Consider the following 19,656-nt stretch of genomic DNA (forward strand, 5'->3'; position numbering starts at 1 on the left):
ATGAATGTGATCCAGATCGTTATCTGAGCGATCCTGACGCGCGCAACGTGAGTTGACGCCATAACCACTCGACCGGTCCCTGTCGCCAGAAACGTAGCCAGATGACGGAAAAGAGAAGGTTTATTGCCCATACCGGAACGACAAAGAACAAGAGTTCCAGTCGATTGAATTTCATAAATAAGCCAAACTGATAAAACAGCGTGGTACAGATGATCGTCTGCAGCAGATAATTGGTCAGCGCCATTCGCCCTACGCAGGCAATGGCAAGCGTCAGTCTGCATCGGCTAAGCTGCGGCCAGAAGCCAAACATCAGCGCGGCATAGCCCAGCGTTTGCAACGGCGCGCTCAGTTCGCGCGGCGCCTGCAATAAGAAGGCGCACCAGCGGTACGCCCAGTCCAGCCGCCATTGTAAGATGACCGCAGGCAGGTTGATCATTAGCCCTAACGCCACCAGCAGAGCCCCGGTACGGCGATAGTGCCGCAGACTGTACTGACCTTTCAGCCAGCCGCTACGCATTAGCGCAGCGCCCAGCAGCATCATACCCGCCAGTTGCCAGCCATACTGCGCGCCGAGCGCCAGTAAACTATTCGACAGCATCTCTGCCCGGTTGCTGATAGCCTCCATGCCGCCATTCAGCTTCCAGTATTTTTCATACAATATTGCCGACGCATCCGGCGTCCAGGCGCGGCTGGTTTCGCTACTCGATACCACGCCCAGCAGCAGTAGCACGCCAATCCCGACCAGATAAAGGAGTATGCCGGTATTGAACAGGCTTTTTACCGAAGGCGCATCGCGTATCAGTCGCCAGCAAATTAACCCGACCAGACCGTAGGCCAGCAGAATGTCGCCGTCCCAAAAGAATAACGCATGGATAAAACCTAACAGTACCAATAGCGTTAAGCGCGACTGAATCCACTGTTTACCACGCGGAAGCAGCATTTGTAGCCCCGCGCCAAACAACAACGCGAACAGCGTAAGAAACTTAGCCTGCGCCACAATATCGAGAATCGCCCAGGACCAGGCGTCTTCGGGAACGATCGCGCCGTACCAGGCGGGATTGAGATAAGCCGCCTTCGGCAATCCAAAGGCGCTAATGTTAAGAAGCAGGATACCGAGGATAGCGACGCCACGTACAAAATCCAGCGTGACATTACGCTCCATCGTCTCCACCTTAATCATGGATGATGGCGAACGGCACGCAGAAACTCCTGGCGCGTATTCTGGCTGGACTTAAACAATCCGCCCAGCGACGTCGTCGTCGTGGCGCTGGTTGCGTCACGAATACCGCGCGCTTTCACGCAGTAATGCACCGCATCAATCGATACCGCTACATTATTGGTGCCGAGCAAGGTTTGCAGCGCCGTCAGAATTTGTTGGGTCAAACGTTCCTGAACCTGCGGACGCTGGGCGAAGAATTGCACGATGCGGTTAATTTTCGACAGGCCGATCACGGAATCTTTGGGGATATACGCGACGGTCGCTTTGCCATCAATGGTCACGAAGTGATGTTCACAGGTGCTGGTCAGCGTGATATCGCGGACGGTGACCATTTCATCCACCTTCATTTTATTTTCAATGAGGGTAATTTTCGGGAAATTGGCATAGTCGAGGCCGGCGAAAATCTCGTCAACGTACATCTTAGCGATACGATGCGGCGTTTCCATCAGACTGTCATCGCTCAAATCGAGATTCAGCAACTGCATAATCTCAGTCATATGCCCTGCGATAAGGCTTTTTCGCGTTTCATTATCCAGTTCATCCATAGGCGGGCGCAGCGGCGTTTCCAGCCCCCGGGCAACCAGCGCGTCATGAACCAGGGCCGCTTCTTTACTGAGTGATGGCATTAATCGTGTTCTCCTGCAGGTGTGGCGCCTCTGCCCTGCATGGGGCAAAGTTTGTCAATATTGTGACAGTGTGATTATTGTGCGTGAGGTAGCGCACATAATCCAGTATTCACGCCCATAATTGTTGAAATTGTCGCTGCCTTTCATGACATCTGTTCCGGTGCGAAAATGATGGCAGGACAAAGGGCATATTTGTTAACGCAACGTTATTTAAATGATGAAGCATGTTTATGTATTACGGAAGTGAAAGTTACTCACAACGCGGTGAATAATCTGTATTATGAAGAATCTGCATACCTTATCAGGTTCACTATAAAAGGAGCCCCCGCATGGAAATGCTCGAAGAGCACCGATGTTTTGGCGGCTGGCAGCAGCGCTGGCGTCATCATGCCGCCACGCTAAACTGCGCCATGACATTCAGCATTTTTCTTCCGCCGACTCAGGATAATGAACCGCCTCCGGTACTGTACTGGTTGTCTGGGTTGACCTGCAATGATGAGAACTTTACCACCAAAGCAGGCGCGCAGCGTATCGCAGCAGAACTGGGCATTGTATTGGTGATGCCGGATACCAGTCCACGCGGTGAACAGGTCGCCGACGATAGCGGATACGATTTAGGCCACGGCGCCGGGTTTTATCTCAATGCCACACAGCCGCCCTGGGCCAGCCATTATCGCATGTACGATTACCTGCGCGATGAGCTTCCGGCGCTTATCCAGACACAGTTTAACGTCAGCGACCGTTGCGCCATCAGCGGGCACTCGATGGGCGGCCACGGCGCATTAATCATGGCGCTGAAAAATCCGGGCAAATACACCAGCGTCTCTGCTTTTGCGCCTATCGTCAACCCCAGCCGCGTGCCGTGGGGAATCAAAGCGCTTACCGCTTATCTCGGCGAAGATGAATCAGCCTGGACTGAGTGGGATAGCTGCGAATTAATGCTGGCCAGCCAGCCGCAGGACGCCATTCCTGTGCTCATCGATCAGGGCGACAGCGATCAATTCCTCGCCGATCAGCTTCAGCCCGCCGTACTGGCGGAAGCCGCGCGGCAAACCGCCTGGCCGATGACGCTAAGAATCCAGCCTGGCTACGATCATAGCTATTATTTTATTGCGTCCTTCATTGAGGACCATCTGCGCTTTCATGCCCGGTATTTACGGGACGAGCGTGAGACGTCACCAACATAATGAATTTTCCAGCGCCGCGCTGTAATTCACCTCCTCCGACTGCGGCGCGGAAGATTTATTATTTAAATCCGCGGCCTGCTGGCGTACCTGAAGGCGGCCGCTGCCCTCTCCGCCTTCATAACTTTCGTGAAAATTACGCAGCTCGGATTCAAACAGCACCGCATCAAGATTATGCAACTTATCCAGCGCCCGCAGGAGAGAAATTAACGTATCAAGATTGAGCCCTCCTCCCTTCTCGATACGCTTGATGGTGGCAATGCCAACGTGCGCGCGATCGGCAAGCTGCTGCTGGGTCATCGAAAGAGACAGACGCGTCTCCTTTAAGCGGGCGCACAACGACAGGATAATCTCATCGTTATTCATCGTATTGTATTTCACGCTGTTACCCTCTCTTGCGCGGCTGAATTTTCCCCAGCGAACCATGATACGTTTCACGGTATTTAGCGCTCATGTCTTTACCGGTCTCGTACATCGCAGCAATGATCTCATCGAGCGAAATACAGGGTTCGCTTACGCGACTCATCGCCATCGTCGCCGCGTTTATCGCTTTCACGGCAGAGATAGCATTTCTCTCTATGCAGGGAATTTGTACCTGTCCGCCCAGCGGATCGCAGGTCAATCCCAGATGATGTTCCATGGCAATTTCAGCGGCGCTCAGCGTTTGCTCCACGGATGCGCCCATTAGTTCAGCCAGGCCCGCCGCCGCCATTGAGCACGCCACGCCGATTTCCCCCTGACAGCCAACTTCAGATCCCAGAATAGAGGCGTTTTGTTTAAACAACATCGCGATAGCGGCGGCGGTCAGGAAGAAACGGGTCAGAGCACCGGGCTCCAGCGGCGTGACAAATTTATCATACCAGCAAAGCGCTGCCGGAATGATGCCGCACGCACCATTGGTTGGCGCGGTAACAATCTGTCCGCCGCTGGCATTTTCTTCGCTTACCGCAATCGCGAAGGCATTGACCCAGTTCAGCGCGGTTAAAAAATCGCTGGCGGAGCGATTAGCCTGTAACGTCTTATGTAACGCGCAGGCGCGCCGCGGTACCTGATAGGGGCCGGGTAATACCCCCTCAGTATGCAGGCCGCGATAAACCGCCTGCTGCATCACGTCCCATATTTGCGCCAGATAATTCTGCAACGTCTGTGGCGAGTGGCGGCACAGCTCATTTTTCATCATCAGCGCCGCCACGGACAGGCCGTTACGCCGACACAGCGCCAGCAACTGCGCGGCATGACTAAATTCAAAGGGCGACACTGTACGCAAAGGAAGCGATGGCGTCAGCGGCTCGCCATGTTTGCGAACCTGTCCGGCGCCGGTCGAAAACCAGGTCTCTTCATACACCGTGAAATAATCATCTCTGGCGCGAAACGTCATGGCATAAGGATGGCCTGGATGCGCCTGGTGATTGGCGATAATCTTGACTTTTATCGTGATTCCGCCCGCGTCGGAGAGCGGGAGTTCGATTTTGTTTTCATTTTCCGCACGCTTAATCACCGCCATATACGAACGGAGATCGACATTCTCCGGCTGGCAACCCAGCAGCCCAAGATAAAGGGCGGTATCCACATTGTGGCACTTGCGGCTTAACGATAACGCGCCATACAGCTCGATTTCAATTTCCCGAATTAGCGGTAACGTCTCTTGTTCTCTGAGCAATGAAATAAAGTGACAGGCGGCGCGCATCGGCCCTACGGTACGTGAGCTGGATGGACCTATTACTATTTTGAATATATCAAGGCAACTCTCCATCGTTATATCAATCCTTTCAGTGTCATTCGCGTTCAGTAATAAATAACATCCTCGCACAGTTGGCATATCAAAAGTGATACCTTTTGTGTCTGAACTTTACCTGGTATCAAAAACAACGCTTTTTTAGCCCTTTTCTGGCTGTGATATCTGTGATAGCACGAGATTCCACGCCGCAAAAGAGCCATTATAATACCCGTAAATTAAGGGAGTTATCATATGAGCATTATTTATTTTATTACTACACAGGATATCGATACGTTTCAGAAAAAATTACAGGAAACGTTATTTAATGCCGTCACCATGCCGTTTCCGCTATTATTTGATAAACGTTATGCCGCGCTTATCAATACCGCTTATTTAAAGCTTACGCTGCCAGCGGAATGTCTGACGCCTGAATTTTATCGCTATTTACGCGAACTCTCATTGCAATGGCAGTTTGATTTTTTTATTAAGCCGCAGCCACTGCCTGCTAACGGTATTATCGCGTTTGATATGGACTCGACATTTATTGCGGAAGAAGGCGTGGATGAAATTGCCCGCGAGCTTGGCATGTCGACGCAAATCACCGCCATTACCCAACAGGCGATGGAGGGCAAGCTTGATTTTAACGCCAGTTTTACCCGACGTATCGGAATGTTGAAAGGCACACCGAAAGCAGTGCTGAACGCCGTATGCGATCGCATGACCCTTTCGCCAGGCCTGTTAACTATTCTGCCAGTCATCAAGGCCAAAGGATTTAAAACCGCGATTATCTCCGGGGGACTGGATATATTCACCCAGCGTCTAAAAGAACGGTATCAACTGGATTATGCCTTTTCGAATACGGTTGAAATACGCGATAACGTTCTGACGGATAACATTACCTTGCCGATTATGAACGCCGCAAACAAAAAACAGACGCTGGTTGACCTGGCTGCCCGGTTAAATATTGCCACGGAGAATATTATTGCCTGCGGTGATGGCGCCAACGATCTGCCGATGTTAGAACATGCTGGCACCGGTATTGCCTGGAAAGCGAAGCCGGTTGTACGGAAAAAAATCCACCATCAGATTAATTATCACGGTTTCGAATTGCTTCTTTTTCTTATTGAAGATGAATTATAACGCGACTCACCTCGCCGGAAGGGAATTTTAAAATGAGTATAAAAACATTTATTTTCAGCCAGCCCGATAAGCCGATTGTAAAAGAGAAAAAAGAGATAGACCAGACCTATAAAAAATTTCGTTTTGAGATTATCGCCTCGGTCTTTATCTCTTATGCCGTCTTTTATCTTACCCGTAAAAACTTCTCCGCCGCGATGCCGGCCATGCTGACGGAAACGTCGCTGACCGCAGAAGACTTCGCCATTATGTCTTCTATTTTTTACATTCTTTATGGCGCGATGAAGTTTGTCGGCGGGATGCTGGTCGATAAAATTAACCCGAAAGCCATGACCGGCCCGGTGCTGATTGGCGTGGGGATTGTAAATATTCTGTTCGGCTTTTCCGACAGCGTGGCGGCATTCTACGTGCTGTACAGTCTCAACGCGATATTACAGGGCACCAGCTTTCCGCCGATGGCGAAAATTATGGCCTCGTGGTTTTCGAAAAACGAACGGGGACGCTGGTGGGCTATCGTTGAAGCGGCGCACAATATCGGCGGCAGCCTCGCGCCGCTGCTGACCAGTTTTGCTATCGCCTTTAGCGGTAGCTGGAAAATGGGATTTTATGTTCCCGGCGCCATTTCGCTGCTGATGGGGATAGTGGCGCTATTTACCATTAAAGATCGTCCCGGTACGTTAGGTTTGCCCAACGTGGGGCAGTGGCGTAACGACCCGACGGAACTGGCCCAGGTCAAGGCCAGCCCGGTCAACCTGAGCTTCTGGCAGATTTTTGTGAAATATATCCTGACCAATCCACTGGTATGGATCATTATTATCGGTGATATGTCGGTTTATATTGCGCGCACTATCCTTAACGACTGGCCGCAGATTTACTATTCGCAGGTTCACGGCTGGAGCCTGATAAAAGCGAACTCGATTATTTCCTGGTTTGAGGCGGGCGGACTGGCAGGTGGGTTGCTGGCAGGCTACTTGTCTGACTTTATGTTCAAAAGTAACCGCTGGATGACCGGATTAATCTTCGCGTTAGCGCTGTGCATATGCATCGTGCTGGTGCCGCTGGTTCAGGATACCTCTTACACCCTCACCGCGATTCTGTTCACCATCATGGGCTTCGCCTTATACGGACCGCATATGCTTTTTGCCGTCGGCTGTCTGGATGTGACCCATAAGGATGCGGCGGGATCGATTACCGGCTTTCGGGGATTGTTCAGCTATGTCGGCGCGGCAATGGCCGGTGTGCCGGTAATTATGGTGAAAAATAGCTGGGCGTGGTCGGGCGTTTATATCTATGCGGTGATCGCCATTCTGCTAACGACTCTGTCGCTGGCGCTGCTCTCCAGGCTGCATCGGTTATAACATTCTGGCGACAGCGGCAAAACGCGGCTGTCGCCAGTCTCTGTCAGAAACGGTAATCCACCGCCATAAAGTAACGACGTCCGTCTTCGGTATAACCGTAGTCGTCGCGTTTGAGATCTTTATCGCCCACGTTCAGAACGCCCGCACGCAGTTTAACGTTTTTCGTCGCCTGCCATGCCGCGCCGGTATCCCAGACCACGTACCCGCCCGGCGTTTTCGCTGTTGCGCTGTCGGCCCGCTTACGCCCGGTATAATTCCCTGATACGTAGAATGACCAGTCTTCGAGCTGCACCGGTTTCCAGTCCAGCGTACCGTTCGCGGTGTGGAACGGCAGATCGGAAAGCGGCTTGTTCCCGCCATTACTGACGTCGCGCCCGTCGTTATAGGTGTAATTCAACGACAGTTTCCACGCCTCGTTAAACGGAACTTTCAACTCGGTTTCCACGCCCTGAATACGCGCTTTATTCACGTTGTAATAACGGAAGACCGGAACGCGCTGTCCCCGACTGTTGGTTTCGAAACCGACAAAGTTGGAATAGCCGGGCGCGGCGTTAACGTCAGGGGTACGGCTAATGCTGATGCGATTGTCCACATCGTTACGGAACGTGGTAACGCTCGCTTCCACGCCCTCCAGTATGCCTTCTTCGCCCCGGTAATAAAGGCCGAGCTCCCAGCTTTCACTGGTTTCAGGTTTCAGATCCGGGCTACCGACAATGCGGCATCCGCCACGGCAGGAGTTGGTCGCCCAGTCCGGGCTTAATTGCAATAGCGACGGCGCTTTAAAGGCCGTGGCCCACCCACCTTTCACCGTCAGGGTATCCGTTGCGTTATAGACCAGATAAGCACGCGGGCTCCAGTGATCGCCATAGGTTTCATGGTCATCCATACGAATACCGGTGGTCAGCGCCAGCGGTTCGAAGATGCGCCACTCATCTTCAAGGAACAGAGCGTACTGGCTGGCGGAGGTTTTAGTACTGGAACCGCCGGTCAGGTTCACCGCATCGCTCAGTTTATCGTGACGCCATTCGCCGCCGAAGGTGAGGAACTGGTTGACAGACGCTAACGGCAGAACGTATTTCCCGTCAATCGAATTGCTTTCTGACGTGATAGGGCTACTGTTGCCGGGGTTTTTGTTTTCCACTTTTTCGCCGTAGAATTTGAGCTCACTATTGCCGAGATCCCAACGTCCGTTATGGCTCAACGCATAGTTTTGCCGTTCCAGACGGTTTTTATCCAGCGAGTCTGAGTCCCGGTCCTGGCGATCAAAACCGTAGCCTGCGGTAACGTCATGATTTTCGTTTGGTGTCCAGGCAAACTCGACGTTTCCATCCCGGCTGGTAAATCCTTCAATGCGCGGCGTTTCACCCGTAGCGGTGGTGGCGGAACTCTGCTGCTCGTCTTTTTCGCGTTTCGCCAGGCTACCGTAGGCTTTCATTCCCAGCACGCCGTCGATCAGCGGACCGCTGGTAAAGAACTGACCGTTATAAGTATCGCCACGGTCGCGATGTTCCTGAATAGTGGAGTCAACCGTGACGCTGCCGTGCCATTTCTGACCAATTTTTTTGGTGATAATGTTGACCACGCCGCCCAGCGCATCGGAGCCATACAGCGAGGACATGGGGCCACGCACCACTTCAATACGTTCGATAGCGTCAACCGGTATCCAGTTCAGATCAAAATCATTATGGCGGAAGACCGCGTTACGGGAGTTAACGCGCTTACCGTCGATCAGGATCAGCGTATAACTGCTGTCCAGACCACGAATACTCACGCCTTTACGGTTATCCCCTTCGTTAGTGAGCTGTACGCCCGGCACCTCTTTCAGGACATCTTTCAGGTTTTGCACGGGCCTGCGCTGTAAATCTTGCTGGGTAATGACGCTGATACTTGCTGGCGCATCTTTCAGATTTTGTTCGATGGCGGACGCGGTAACGACCATGGTTTCACCATCATCCGTTGCCGCGGCAACCGGCCAGGCCAACGTAACTGCGGACATACAAAGCCCTACCCGAACGAAAGGGTTAAACCTAAACATTCCATTTCTCCATGAGGTAAATACGACAAAAAAAATCGGTTATCGCTCACAACGCATTACGTTTCGCCTGCGATAACGGTTATCACGGCGAACTCTTTTTATGCAGGCGAGTCGGGCTCATGAGTGACGGTCGCGCCCGAATCTTCATCCTTTCTGATTTCGAGCGTAACGATAAAGCAAACGATAATAATTATCAATTTAATTGTTAATAATTATGTCATTTGAACCAATCATGAAGAAAAAACAAAAAACCCTCTCGAATGAGAGGGTTAGAAGAGTCAGGTTCAGGCAGTCAGTGCCGGATAGCGGCATAAAGCCTATCCGGCCTATGACGAGAATACCGCGTTACTTTTTAACGCGTTCCGGGAAGTGCATTTCGCTATAGCGCACGAAATGCGTACCTTTTATCAGCTTGTAGCCGAACCAGATAAGCAGGAACAGCGGAATACCGATATAGGTCGCCGCGACGCCGCCCCAGTCGATGGTATCTTTCAGGAACGCTTCATAGTTCTGCCCCAACGTAATAATCAGGCACAGTACAAAGGCGAAAATCGGCCCCAGCGGGAAGAACCCGGAACGGTACGGCAAATCATTCACATCATACCCTTGTAACACGTAACCGCGACGGAAGCGATAATGGCTAATGGCAATCCCCAGCCAGGCGATGAAGCCCGTCATACCGGAGGTGTTTAACAGCCACAGATAGACCGTCTGGTTGCCAAACATTGAGGTCAAAAAGCAAAGACCGGCAATCACGGTGGTGGCATAAAGCGCATTGCGCGGTACGCCGCCGCGGGACAATTTCGCAAAAATACGCGGGGCCTTACCGTCACAGGCCAGGGTGTAGAGCATACGGGTCGAGGCATACATCCCGGAGTTACCCGCAGACAGTACCGCCGTCAGGATAACCGCATTCATTATCGCCGCCGCAGACAACAAGCCCGCATGCTGGAACACTAAGGTAAACGGACTGACGCTAATGTCTTTGACGTCGTTACGCAGCAGGTTTGGATCGGTATAAGGAATGATCAGGCTGATAATCAAAATCGCGAAAACATAAAACAGCAGAATACGCCAGAACACCTGACGCACCGCGCGTGGAATATTCTTCTCCGGGTTTTCAGATTCCCCGGCGGCAATACCAATCAGCTCAGTTCCCTGGAAAGAGAAGCCCACGATCATCGCGACGCCAATCATTGCCGCAAAACCGCCAGCGAAAGGCGCATCGCCCGTCGTCCAGTTGCTCCAGCCGACCGGCTCGACACCTTTAAAAATGCCGATAATCATCGCTACGCCAACGATGATGAAGATAATAACGGTCGCGACTTTAATTAACGAGAACCAGTACTCCGCCTCGCCAAAACCGCGTACAGAAATGTAGTTCAGCAAGAAAATGACACAGAGGAATAGCGCGCTCCAGATCCAGCCCGGCGTGTCCGGGAACCACCAGCCCATCACCAATTGCGCGGCAACCAGGTCAACAGCGATAGTCACCGCCCAGTTGTACCAGTAGTTCCAGCCCAGCGCGAAACCAAAGCCTTCTTCCACATAGTTCTGACCATATGTCGCAAACGAGCCAGATACTGGCATATAGGCCGCCAGCTCGCCAAGACTGGTCATCAGGAAGTAGACCATCAAACCAATCAGAATATAAGAAAACAGCGCGCCGCCTGGCCCCGCCTGAGAAATTGTCGCACCAGATGCAACGAAAAGACCTGTCCCGATGGAGCCGCCAATGGCAATCATCGTCAGGTGACGCGCCTTTAATTCGCGACGTAGCGCGGGCGCTTCTGTGGTTTTAGTTTTGGAACCCATGTGAAAATGCTATCCATCCAAAAAATGAGGCGCGATTGTAACAGACGAAATACTATCCTTCCGACACAAATGCGCGGTTATAAGAGACCTTCATGACCGGCCACGGATTATAAGTAAAGCAGAGAATAACGTATACGTAAGCGGATACTAAAAATGGCGATGCCGCCCGGGCAGCCCTCCTCTTCACCTTTATTCACAGTAACTCAAAAAACGCTGCAACGCGTTAGAAAGATGTTTCTGCCGATGATGAACACGCCACAACGTGCGCACCAGGCGCGGTAACGGCACCGCGACTTCGCCCAGGGTTCCCGCCTGGAGTTGTTCAGCAATCACCCGGCGCGATAAACAACTTATCCCCAGTCCATGACGCACCGCATGTTTGATCGCTTCTGAATTCCCCAACTCCATCGCCATATGAAAGCGCGGCAAATGCGACAACAGCAAATAATCGACAATTTCCCGCGTACCGGAACCGCGCTCGCGTAAAATCCATGGGGATGCCGCAAGCTGTTCCAGCGTCACCGGCCCCTGCGTCAGCGGCGAGGACGGCGCGGCAAAGACCACCAGCTCATCTTCCAGCCACGGCTCAGAGATAATCTCTGTACTGTGACATGGTCCTTCAATCAGGCCGATATCAACCCGAAAATCCAGCACCGCGTTAATCACGTCCTGGCTGTTTCCCACGCTGAGTTCCAGCGGCAAGGCCGGATAATGCTGGCGATAGCGGGCAATCATAGCGGGTAAAATGTAATTGCCGATGGTGCTACTGGCATAAACCCGTATCGCGCCGTTATCTTCACGAAATAGCTGCTCAATTTCTATCGCTTGCTCCAGCAATGCCAGCGCGCGCGGGTATAACAAGCGCCCATGTTCGTTGACCACCAGCCGTTTCCCCACCCGATCAAACAACTGTACGCCGAGCTGACCTTCCAGATCGGTGAGCGCGGCGCTAACGGCGGACTGCGATAATGACAGCATGACCGACGCCTGGGTTGTTGAACCGCTTTTCAGTACTTCAGCAAACACTTCAAGTTGTCGTAGCGTAATATGCATAGTCGTATCCCACCGATAGCGTTTCACTTACCACTTATAAAGATTAATTATAAATATATAATCAATTTTATTTTTAAACCAGATCACCGTAACCTTATTGTCCATATACAGGAGAAGGTTATGACAGAACTCACCTTGCAGAATCATTGTCGTACAATGTGGCATTTTATACCGGGGCTCGCTCTGAGCGCCGTCATTACAGGAGTCGCCCTGTGGGGCGGCGCTATCCCTGCCGTTGCAGGCGCGGGGTTCAGCGCCCTGACCCTGGCTATCCTGCTGGGTATGGTTATCGGGAATACCATCTATCCACAAATATGGAAACAATGCGACGGCGGCGTGCTGTTTGCAAAACAACATCTGCTGCGTTTAGGGATTATCCTTTACGGCTTCCGCCTTACCTTTTCACAAATCGCCGACGTGGGCATTAGCGGCATTGTGATTGACGTATTAACGCTTTCCAGCACGTTCATGCTGGCCTGCTTCTTAGGCCAAAAAGTCTTTGGTCTGGACAGGCACACCAGCTGGCTGATTGGCGCCGGTAGCAGTATCTGCGGCGCGGCGGCGGTACTGGCGACAGAACCGGTGGTAAAAGCGGAAGCCAGTAAGGTTACTGTAGCCGTCGCGACTGTCGTTATTTTCGGCACCATCGCTATTTTCCTTTACCCGGCAATGTATCCGCTGCTGGCGCACTGGTTCAGCCCGGAAACTTACGGCATCTATATCGGCTCAACCATGCATGAAGTCGCGCAAGTGGTCGCAGCGGGTCATGCCGTTAGCCCGGATGCGGAAAATGCGGCAGTTATCGCTAAGATGCTGCGTGTCATGATGCTGGCGCCGTTCCTGATCATTCTGGCGGCACGCGTTAAACAGCTTTCACCGGCGACCGGCGCGGAAAAAAGCAAAATTACCATTCCGTGGTTTGCTATTTTCTTCATCGTAGTGGCGATCTTCAACTCTTTCCACCTGCTGCCGAAAGCCGTGGTGGATATGCTGGTGACGCTGGACACGGTGCTGCTGGCGATGGCGATGGCGGCGTTGGGTCTGACCACTCACGTTAGCGCATTGAAAAAAGCGGGGGCGAAACCGCTGCTGATGGCGCTGGCATTATTCGCCTGGCTGATTATTGGCGGTGGCGCCATTAACGTCCTAATCCATAGCCTTATCGCATAAATTATTACGTTTCACGCCTGTTAACCCGTTATCATAGCGTTCGTAATGAACCGTTAGCGGGTTTAACAGGAGTCTTTTATGAAATACATCGGAGCGCACGTCAGCGCTGCTGGCGGTCTGGCTAACGCCCCTGCCCGCGCGGCTGAAATTGGCGCAACGGCCTTTGCGCTTTTCACAAAAAACCAGCGTCAGTGGCGTGCCGCCCCCCTTACTCCCCAGGTCATTGATGACTTTAAAATCGCCTGTGAAAAGTATCATTTCTCGGCGGCGCAAATCCTTCCCCACGATAGTTACCTGATTAATCTGGGCCATCCGGTCAGTGAAGCGCTGGAAAAATCACGCGATGCCTTTCTCGATGAAATGCAGCGCTGTGAACAACTCGGCTTAACCTTGCTTAATTTTCATCCCGGTAGCCATCTGATGCAGATTGCACAGGAGGATTGCCTGGCGCGGATCGCGGAATCCATCAATATTGCCCTCGCGCAGACCGAGGGCGTTACGGCGGTTATCGAAAATACAGCCGGTCAGGGCAGTAATCTGGGGTTTGAGTTTGAACAGTTAGCCGCCATCATCGACGGCGTGGAAGATAAGTCGCGCGTTGGCGTCTGTATCGATACCTGCCATGCCTTTGCCGCCGGATACGATCTGCGTACGCCAGAGGCGTGCGAAAAAACATTCGCCGAATTCGGGAAAATTGTCGGATTTCAGTATTTGCGCGGAATGCACCTGAACGACGCCAAAAGCGCCTTCGGTAGCCGCGTTGACCGCCATCACAGTCTGGGTGAAGGCAATATCGGCCACGATGCGTTTCGTTGGATTATGCAGGATGGGCGTTTTGACGGTATTCCGCTGATACTGGAGACCATCAATCCTGATATCTGGGCGGAAGAGATTGCGTGGTTAAAAGCCCAGCAAATTGCCGAAGCGATGGCCTGACGCTCAATGTTCTTCAGGCAATAAAAAAGGCAGAGCGCGCTCTGCCTTTTTTAGCGTGTTTCTCTTATGCCGCTTTTGCCGTGACTTCCGTCTCCGGACGTTTCAGGACGGCATAAGCCAGCCCTGCCACCAGCGTACCGGCCACAATTGCCAGCAGGTATCCCAATACCGGCGTAATTGCGCCTGGGATAAGCAGAACAAACAGACCGCCATGCGGCGCCATCAATTTTGCGCCTACCGCCATAGAAATGGCCCCGGTCAACGCGCCGCCAACGATACAGCACGGCAGTACACGCATCGGGTCGCGTGCCGCAAACGGAATAGCGCCTTCAGTGATAAAGCACAGCCCCAGCACCAACGCCGCTTTACCGCCTTCCTGCTGCGCTTTGTCGAACTTACGGCGCGCCACCATCGTCGCCAGACCCAGCGCTAACGGCGGTACCATACCTGCGGCCATGATCGCCGCCATCGGCGCGTAAGTTTGCGTACTCAGCAGACCAACACCAAACGCATACGCCGCTTTGTTCACCGGGCCACCCATGTCGGTACACATCATCCCGCCGAGAATCGCGCCCAGCAGCACCGCGTTTACCGTCCCCATGGTTTGCAGCCAGTGGGTGAGCCCTTCCAGAATCCCGGCAACCGGTTTACCGATCAGGTAAATCATCGCCAGCCCCACCACCAGACTGGAAATTAACGGGATGATCAGGATTGGCTTCAGCGCTTCCATACTTTGCGGAAGTTTCAGTTTGGTACTGATAAGCTTCGCCATATACCCGGCAAGGAAGCCGGCAATGATCCCGCCGATAAAACCGGAACCGGTGCTAACCGCCAGCATACCGCCAATCAGACCTGGCGTAAGGCCTGGGCGATCCGCGATGGAGAAAGCGATATAGCCCGCCAGTACCGGCACCATCAGCGCAAACGCCGAACCGCCGCCAATCTGCATCAGCGCCGCCGCCAGCGTGTCCGGCACCTTAAAGGCTTCAATACCAAAGGCGAAGGAAAGCGCAATACACAGTCCCCCGGCAACCACCATAGGCAGCATGTAAGAAACGCCCGTCAACAGATGCCGGTATGCGCCAGCGCTCTCTTTCTTCCCTTCGGTCGCCGCTTGCGATGCCTTACCCGCCGGTTGATACGGCGTCGCTTCCGCTACGGCTTTATCCAGCTCCTGCGCCGTCTTTTTCAGCGCCAGGCCGGTCGACGTGCGGTACATCGGGAGACCGGCAAACTTCGCCAGATCCACTTCGATATCCGCCGCCACAATCACTAAATCCGCTTCCGCCACCTCTTCCGGGGTGATGGCATTGCCGGCCCCCACGGAGCCGCGCGTTTCGACTTTTACCCACCAGCCGCGTTTTTTCGCTTCCGTTTCAATGGCTTCAGCCGCCATAAAAGTATGGGCGACGCCGGTCGGGCAGGCCGTTACCGCGACCACGCGTTTCGGACCGCCGCTCGCCGCAGGAACAGCCGCAGCAGGGGCGCTGTAAGGGGTCGCATGGCTTTTGGCTTCACTCAGAAACAGTTCCGGATGCGCGACGGCGCGACCAATATCCCCCAGCCAAACCTTTTTGCCGTTCAGAGCATTGTCGTTCGGCAGAGATTCGCCCAGCACGATCGCCAGCTCAGCATCATTCGGATTGTCGATAATTTCCAGATTTGCTTTATGCGCCGCCGCTCCAAGCAGGGTTTTCGCCATGTAAGCGCGAGCCTGGCCGAGATTAGCGTCAATTATCAGCAGCGTTTTCATTATGCCTCTCCTGCTGTCAGTTAAACGGTTGTAAGTCGACACGCGCCATCATTGCGGCCAACTGAGGACGATCGGTAATACCCACATTGCTCTGGCTGACCGCCAGCGCGGCAACCGCCGTCGCCAGACGCAGCGTATGTTCGCTGGACTCGCGCATCAGCAGGCCGTAAATCAATCCGCCAACCATGGAATCGCCTGCGCCGACGGTACTTACCACGTCAACCGCCGGTGGTTTAGCGATCCATTCTCCTGAGGCGTTAACCCACAGCGCGCCTTCCGCCCCCAGCGAAATCACCACATGGGCGATACCCTGTTCGCGTAACGCGTGCGCCGCATCAATCACATCTTTCATTTCCGGGAGCTTACGACCCGCCCAAATTTCCAGTTCGCGGCGATTCGGTTTCACCAGCCACGGCGCAGCTTTAAGACCGGCGACTAACGCTTCACGGCTACTATCAAAGATAATGCATGGACACTGGCTGCGCAGACGCGTCATCCAGTCGGTGAACGCTTCCGGACTCACGCCAGCCGGTAAGCTACCGCTGACGCAGACCATATCGAACTGACCCAGCCAGCTCAGGGAGTCGTTAACAAAGCGTTCCCAGTCTGCGGGAGTCACGTCAAAGCCGGAAAAGTTGAAGTCGGTCACTTCGCCATCTTTTTCCGTCAGCTTCACGTTGATGCGGGTCCGGCCCTGAACCACCTGAAAGCGGTTAGCGATACCCAGTTCGCTGAACAATTGCTGAAAACCGTCCTGGTTATCTTTACCGAGAAAACCGCCGACGGTGACGTCGATGCCTAAGTCTTTCAGCACTTTGGCAACGTTAATGCCTTTGCCCGCCGCGTGCAGACCCGTGGTTTTCACCAGGTTCACTTCGCCGCGTTCGATTTCAGGGCAAAACCCAACCAGATCGTAAGCCGGATTAAGGGTAATGGTGGCAACACGCCTGCTCATTATGCGCCCTCCCCGAGACCGGCGGCGATCGCATCGCCAATCGCTTTCAGCGCCTGTTCAGCATCTTCACCCTGCGCGGTAAAGCGCAGACGATGGCCTTTCTTCACGCCTAACGCCACCACTTTCATCAGACTACGTCCGTTTGCCGGTTTGCCGGTTCCATCAAGGTTTGTCACGGTAATTTCACTGTTAAATTGTTTAATCGTATTCACCAGCATGGTGCCCGGACGGGCATGGAGACCATGCTCATTACGCACTACAAATTCCGCGCTCAGTACGTCATCCGTCAGCGCATCATCACTGGTCAGCAACGCCAGCAGCGTCGCGGCGTCAGCGCTCAGCAGACGATCGGCTTTATTGTTCAGCAACAGGTCGCCGAGGCGTTTTAGCACGGCAATCGGCTGCTCATCGTTCATCGCGACAGTGACTAATAAGGCTGCTTTTTCACCCTCTACGTCAAACGCCTGGGTCGCACGGCTTACCGCAACAGCGCTGCGCAAATTGCCTTCCGCGCTGTCGTTCAGCCAGATGCCTTGTCCCAGATTCATCGGACTATCGTTAATCGTTTTTGCGACGAACGCCGCATCAACCGCTCCCGCCTCTTTCAGACGCGCCGCATTTAGCGCCTGCAATGTGACCAGCGAGCTGGCGATGACATCCAGCGTCATCGTCTCGTTATCAAGTTTTAATTGTTCACTTTGCTTCTCGCCCATCAGCAATGCGCGCAGCTCTTCCGCCGTTGTCGCGGATTTCAGCTGTTCAGCCACGGAGTCATCGCTTAGCACATGCGTCAGCTGACGCAGCAGGCCGAGGTGTTCGTCCGAACTGGCGGCAATACCAATCGCCACGTAGGCGACCTGGCCTTCTCCCCAGGTAACGCCCTGCGGGAATTGAAAGACCTGGACGCCGGTTTTCAGCACCTGATCGCGCGTGTCTGTTGTGCCATGGGGAATCGCAATACCATTGCCAAGAAAGGTCGAGGTTTGCTGTTCGCGCGCCAGCATACCGTCAACATAGCCGCCCGCCACATTCCCCGCCTGCGCTAACGCGGCGGCGATTTGCCGAATGGCCTCTTCTTTATTTCCGGCCTGCTCGCCCGGATGAATGTCCTGAACCGATAACTGGAACATGTGTCTCCTCTCCTGCTGAATTGAAACGATTCAGCCGCTATGAGAAAAAAAGCGCCAATCTGAGTTATCAAAAAAACCAGATCGCGCTGAAACGTTTCAAGAAGTCTGGATCTTTCTGCTTCAGCACGCAAGAAAAGTTACCGGTTTTGTAGCAATTTTTTGAGGTGAAGCACATTTTTTCTCCAACAGACCCTCAATAGCTGACGCATAAAAGGCTTCAGCTTTTTTCTTTCAGCTTGCGTCAGCACGCCCTGGTAACAAACTGGAATGCTATTTTGATTTTTCGTGTCGATTTTGATTCAGACGCCTGTTTATTTTCTGACGGGCAGCGTAAACTCCGCCTCTCTTCACACCACTGATATAGAAACATGCACAACAGTCCCGCCGCCGCTGCGCCTAAATCGTTTGACCTGACGTCTACCGCCTTTTTGATCGTCGCTTTTCTCACCGGTATTGCCGGTGCGTTACAGACGCCGACGCTCAGTATTTTTCTGACGGATGAGGTTCACGCCCGTCCCGGCATGGTGGGTTTCTTTTTTACCGGCAGCGCGGTTATCGGCATTATCGTGAGCCAGTTTCTGGCGGGTCGCTCAGATAAAAAAGGCGATCGCAAAAAACTGATCGTTTTCTGTTGCGTGCTGGGCATGTTGGCCTGCGTGTTGTTTGCCTGGAACCGCAACTACTTTATTTTGCTGTTCATCGGCGTCTTTCTCAGTAGCTTCGGCTCTACCGCCAACCCGCAGATGTTTGCGCTCGCCCGTGAACATGCCGATCGTACAGGTCGTGAAGCGGTGATGTTCAGCTCAATCCTCCGCGCCCAGGTCTCATTGGCCTGGGTCATTGGGCCGCCGCTGGCCTATGCGCTGGCGATGGGTTTTAGCTTTACGGTGATGTATTTGAGCGCGGCGGTAGCTTTTATCGTCTGCGGCGTCATGGTGTGGTTCTTTTTACCGTCAATGCGCAAAGATGCGCCGCTGGCAACCGGCACGCTGGAAGCACCGCGTCGTAATCGCCGCGATACGCTGTTGCTGTTTGTCATCTGTACGTTAATGTGGGGAACTAACAGCCTGTATATCATTAATATGCCGCTGTTTATCATCAATGAGCTGCATCTTCCGGAAAAACTTGCAGGCGTGATGATGGGCACCGCCGCCGGGCTGGAGATTCCCACAATGCTGATTGCAGGTTACTTCGCCAAACGGTTGGGAAAACGCCTGTTAATGTGCATCGCCGTTGTCGCCGGACTGTGCTTTTATGTGGGTATGTTGCTGGCGCACGCACCGGCGACGTTGCTCGGCTTGCAGTTGCTGAACGCGATTTACATCGGCATTCTTGGCGGGATTGGCATGCTCTATTTTCAGGATCTCATGCCAGGCCAGGCGGGTTCAGCCACCACGCTGTATACCAATACCATTCGCGTCGGCTGGATCATTGCCGGTTCGCTGGCGGGAATCGCCGCAGAAATCTGGAATTACCATGCGGTCTTCTGGTTTGCGTTAGTCATGATTGTCGCCACCATGTTCTGCCTGGCGCGTATTAAAGATGTTTAACTTGCAAGCCTGATACTT

At 53.3% G+C, this 19,656-nt stretch carries 16 protein-coding genes and 21 other annotated features; of the genes, 6 read left to right on the forward strand and 10 right to left on the reverse strand.

Annotation, left to right across the window (positions count from 1 at the left end):
* Positions 1-19 precede the first annotated feature (19 nt).
* The gene (gene yeiB / locus STM2192) for a putative inner membrane protein (protein ID NP_461137.1) occupies positions 20-1,171 on the reverse strand. Within the gene, positions 20-1,162 belong to an annotated coding region; the region does not span the whole gene.
* Positions 64-71: a protein binding site (putative binding site for GalS, RegulonDB: STMS1H000196), on the reverse strand. (Overlaps the previous gene by 8 nt.)
* Positions 1,166-1,171: a ribosome-binding site (putative RBS for yeiB; RegulonDB:STMS1H002335), on the reverse strand. It lies within the gene yeiB.
* 5 nt (positions 1,172-1,176) lie before the next feature.
* Positions 1,177-1,861, reverse strand: a protein-coding gene (gene folE / locus STM2193; RefSeq protein ID NP_461138.1) for a GTP cyclohydrolase I. Within the gene, positions 1,177-1,845 belong to an annotated coding region; the region does not span the whole gene.
* Positions 1,856-1,861 (reverse strand) — a ribosome-binding site (putative RBS for folE; RegulonDB:STMS1H002336). It overlaps the preceding gene by 6 nt.
* A 300-nt stretch (positions 1,862-2,161) precedes the next feature.
* Positions 2,162-2,167: a ribosome-binding site (putative RBS for yeiG; RegulonDB:STMS1H002337), on the forward strand.
* 7 nt (positions 2,168-2,174) lie between these two features.
* Here folE and yeiG point away from each other — a divergent pair.
* Positions 2,175-3,032: a putative esterase gene (gene yeiG / locus STM2194; RefSeq protein ID NP_461139.2), complete on the forward strand. Its 858-nt coding sequence runs from the start codon at positions 2,175-2,177 to the stop codon at positions 3,030-3,032.
* On the opposite strand, the gene STM2195 is transcribed toward yeiG, so the two are convergent.
* The gene (locus STM2195; RefSeq protein ID NP_461140.1) for a putative transcriptional regulator occupies positions 3,021-3,416 on the reverse strand. Within the gene, positions 3,021-3,410 belong to an annotated coding region; the region does not span the whole gene. The two genes, yeiG and STM2195, sit on opposite strands and share 12 nt — an antisense overlap.
* Positions 3,411-3,416, reverse strand: a ribosome-binding site (putative RBS for STM2195; RegulonDB:STMS1H002338). Its footprint overlaps the gene before it by 6 nt.
* The gene (locus STM2196; protein ID NP_461141.1) for a putative D-serine dehydratase occupies positions 3,415-4,788 on the reverse strand. Within the gene, positions 3,415-4,782 belong to an annotated coding region; the region does not span the whole gene. The genes STM2195 and STM2196 overlap by 2 nt, the downstream gene beginning before the upstream one ends.
* Positions 4,783-4,788 (reverse strand) — a ribosome-binding site (putative RBS for STM2196; RegulonDB:STMS1H002339). Its footprint overlaps the gene before it by 6 nt.
* A 205-nt stretch (positions 4,789-4,993) precedes the next feature.
* Positions 4,994-4,999 (forward strand) — a ribosome-binding site (putative RBS for STM2197; RegulonDB:STMS1H002340).
* Here STM2196 and STM2197 point away from each other — a divergent pair.
* Positions 4,994-5,886 (forward strand): putative phosphoserine phosphatase gene (locus STM2197; RefSeq protein ID NP_461142.1). Within the gene, positions 4,999-5,886 belong to an annotated coding region; the region does not span the whole gene. (Overlaps the previous feature by 6 nt.)
* A gap of 26 nt (positions 5,887-5,912) precedes the next feature.
* Positions 5,913-5,918, forward strand: a ribosome-binding site (putative RBS for STM2198; RegulonDB:STMS1H002341).
* Positions 5,913-7,241 (forward strand): putative regulatory protein gene (locus STM2198; RefSeq protein NP_461143.1). Within the gene, positions 5,919-7,241 belong to an annotated coding region; the region does not span the whole gene. Its footprint overlaps the feature before it by 6 nt.
* 43 nt (positions 7,242-7,284) lie before the next feature.
* On the opposite strand, the gene cirA is transcribed toward STM2198, so the two are convergent.
* From cirA to yeiE, 3 genes are all read right to left on the reverse strand, one after another.
* Positions 7,285-9,289 (reverse strand): outer membrane porin gene (gene cirA / locus STM2199; protein NP_461144.1). Within the gene, positions 7,285-9,276 belong to an annotated coding region; the region does not span the whole gene.
* Positions 9,284-9,289, reverse strand: a ribosome-binding site (putative RBS for cirA; RegulonDB:STMS1H002342). It overlaps the preceding gene by 6 nt.
* 170 nt (positions 9,290-9,459) lie before the next feature.
* Positions 9,460-9,480 (reverse strand) — a protein binding site (putative binding site for Fur, RegulonDB: STMS1H000191).
* Positions 9,472-9,492 (reverse strand) — a protein binding site (putative binding site for Fur, RegulonDB: STMS1H000189). (Overlaps the previous feature by 9 nt.)
* Positions 9,493-9,621: 129 nt before the next feature.
* Positions 9,622-11,108 (reverse strand): APC family lysine-specific permease gene (gene lysP / locus STM2200; RefSeq protein NP_461145.1). Within the gene, positions 9,622-11,091 belong to an annotated coding region; the region does not span the whole gene.
* Positions 11,103-11,108 (reverse strand) — a ribosome-binding site (putative RBS for lysP; RegulonDB:STMS1H002343). It overlaps the preceding gene by 6 nt.
* 172 nt (positions 11,109-11,280) lie before the next feature.
* The gene (gene yeiE / locus STM2201) for a putative LysR family transcriptional regulator (RefSeq protein NP_461146.1) occupies positions 11,281-12,157 on the reverse strand. Within the gene, positions 11,281-12,144 belong to an annotated coding region; the region does not span the whole gene.
* Positions 12,152-12,157 (reverse strand) — a ribosome-binding site (putative RBS for yeiE; RegulonDB:STMS1H002344). Its footprint overlaps the gene before it by 6 nt.
* 95 nt (positions 12,158-12,252) lie before the next feature.
* Positions 12,253-12,258 (forward strand) — a ribosome-binding site (putative RBS for yeiH; RegulonDB:STMS1H002345).
* On the opposite strand from yeiE, the gene yeiH reads away from it, so the two are divergent.
* Both yeiH and nfo read left to right on the forward strand, forming a co-directional pair.
* Positions 12,253-13,314 (forward strand): putative inner membrane protein gene (yeiH, locus tag STM2202; protein NP_461147.1). Within the gene, positions 12,265-13,314 belong to an annotated coding region; the region does not span the whole gene. It overlaps the preceding feature by 6 nt.
* Positions 13,310-13,330 (forward strand) — a protein binding site (putative binding site for SoxS, RegulonDB: STMS1H000368). Its footprint overlaps the gene before it by 5 nt.
* Positions 13,323-13,331: a -35 signal (putative -35_signal for nfo; RegulonDB:STMLTH004528), on the forward strand. Its footprint overlaps the feature before it by 8 nt.
* Positions 13,323-14,250 (forward strand): endonuclease IV gene (nfo, locus tag STM2203; protein ID NP_461148.1). Within the gene, positions 13,393-14,250 belong to an annotated coding region; the region does not span the whole gene. It overlaps the preceding feature by 9 nt.
* Positions 13,347-13,355: a -10 signal (putative -10_signal for nfo; RegulonDB:STMLTH004528), on the forward strand. It overlaps the preceding gene by 9 nt.
* Positions 13,381-13,386 (forward strand) — a ribosome-binding site (putative RBS for nfo; RegulonDB:STMS1H002346).
* A 64-nt stretch (positions 14,251-14,314) precedes the next feature.
* On the opposite strand, the gene fruA is transcribed toward nfo, so the two are convergent.
* The 3 genes from fruA to fruF all read right to left on the reverse strand — a co-directional run bounded on the left by fruA (position 14,315) and on the right by fruF (position 18,103).
* Positions 14,315-16,016, reverse strand: a protein-coding gene (gene fruA / locus STM2204; protein ID NP_461149.1) for a fructose-specific transport protein. Within the gene, positions 14,315-16,003 belong to an annotated coding region; the region does not span the whole gene.
* Positions 16,011-16,016: a ribosome-binding site (putative RBS for fruA; RegulonDB:STMS1H002347), on the reverse strand. It overlaps the preceding gene by 6 nt.
* Positions 16,017-16,019: 3 nt before the next feature.
* The gene (fruK, locus tag STM2205; RefSeq protein NP_461150.1) for a fructose-1-phosphate kinase occupies positions 16,020-16,969 on the reverse strand. Within the gene, positions 16,020-16,958 belong to an annotated coding region; the region does not span the whole gene.
* Positions 16,958-18,103 (reverse strand): phosphoenolpyruvate-dependent sugar phosphotransferase system, EIIA 2 gene (gene fruF / locus STM2206; RefSeq protein NP_461151.1). Within the gene, positions 16,958-18,088 belong to an annotated coding region; the region does not span the whole gene. The genes fruK and fruF overlap by 12 nt, the downstream gene beginning before the upstream one ends.
* Positions 16,964-16,969, reverse strand: a ribosome-binding site (putative RBS for fruK; RegulonDB:STMS1H002348). It overlaps the preceding gene by 6 nt.
* Positions 18,098-18,103 (reverse strand) — a ribosome-binding site (putative RBS for fruF; RegulonDB:STMS1H002349). (Lies within the gene fruF.)
* Positions 18,104-18,456: 353 nt before the next feature.
* Between fruF and setB the strand changes: the two genes are divergently transcribed.
* A complete protein-coding gene (gene setB / locus STM2207; RefSeq protein ID NP_461152.1) occupies positions 18,457-19,638 on the forward strand; it encodes a proton efflux pump in 1,182 nt (393 codons plus the stop codon).
* Positions 19,639-19,656 lie beyond the last annotated feature (18 nt).

Source organism: Salmonella enterica subsp. enterica serovar Typhimurium str. LT2 (assembly GCF_000006945.2).
Taxonomy (GTDB): domain Bacteria; phylum Pseudomonadota; class Gammaproteobacteria; order Enterobacterales; family Enterobacteriaceae; genus Salmonella; species Salmonella enterica.

Excerpts from the sequence above, each read along its gene's own strand:
- yeiB (NP_461137.1), bottom strand. The coding sequence starts at position 1,162 with ATGGAGCGTAATGTCACGCTGGATTTTGTACGTGGCGTCGCTATCCTC.
- folE (NP_461138.1), bottom strand. The coding sequence starts at position 1,845 with ATGCCATCACTCAGTAAAGAAGCGGCCCTGGTTCATGACGCGCTGGTT.
- yeiG (NP_461139.2), top strand. The coding sequence starts at position 2,175 with ATGGAAATGCTCGAAGAGCACCGATGTTTTGGCGGCTGGCAGCAGCGC.
- STM2196 (NP_461141.1), bottom strand. The coding sequence starts at position 4,782 with ATGGAGAGTTGCCTTGATATATTCAAAATAGTAATAGGTCCATCCAGC.
- STM2197 (NP_461142.1), top strand. The coding sequence starts at position 4,999 with ATGAGCATTATTTATTTTATTACTACACAGGATATCGATACGTTTCAG.
- STM2198 (NP_461143.1), top strand. The coding sequence starts at position 5,919 with ATGAGTATAAAAACATTTATTTTCAGCCAGCCCGATAAGCCGATTGTA.
- cirA (NP_461144.1), bottom strand. The coding sequence starts at position 9,276 with ATGTTTAGGTTTAACCCTTTCGTTCGGGTAGGGCTTTGTATGTCCGCA.
- lysP (NP_461145.1), bottom strand. The coding sequence starts at position 11,091 with ATGGGTTCCAAAACTAAAACCACAGAAGCGCCCGCGCTACGTCGCGAA.
- yeiE (NP_461146.1), bottom strand. The coding sequence starts at position 12,144 with ATGCATATTACGCTACGACAACTTGAAGTGTTTGCTGAAGTACTGAAA.
- yeiH (NP_461147.1), top strand. The coding sequence starts at position 12,265 with ATGACAGAACTCACCTTGCAGAATCATTGTCGTACAATGTGGCATTTT.
- nfo (NP_461148.1), top strand. The coding sequence starts at position 13,393 with ATGAAATACATCGGAGCGCACGTCAGCGCTGCTGGCGGTCTGGCTAAC.
- fruA (NP_461149.1), bottom strand. The coding sequence starts at position 16,003 with ATGAAAACGCTGCTGATAATTGACGCTAATCTCGGCCAGGCTCGCGCT.
- fruK (NP_461150.1), bottom strand. The coding sequence starts at position 16,958 with ATGAGCAGGCGTGTTGCCACCATTACCCTTAATCCGGCTTACGATCTG.
- fruF (NP_461151.1), bottom strand. The coding sequence starts at position 18,088 with ATGTTCCAGTTATCGGTTCAGGACATTCATCCGGGCGAGCAGGCCGGA.
- setB (NP_461152.1), top strand. The coding sequence starts at position 18,457 with ATGCACAACAGTCCCGCCGCCGCTGCGCCTAAATCGTTTGACCTGACG.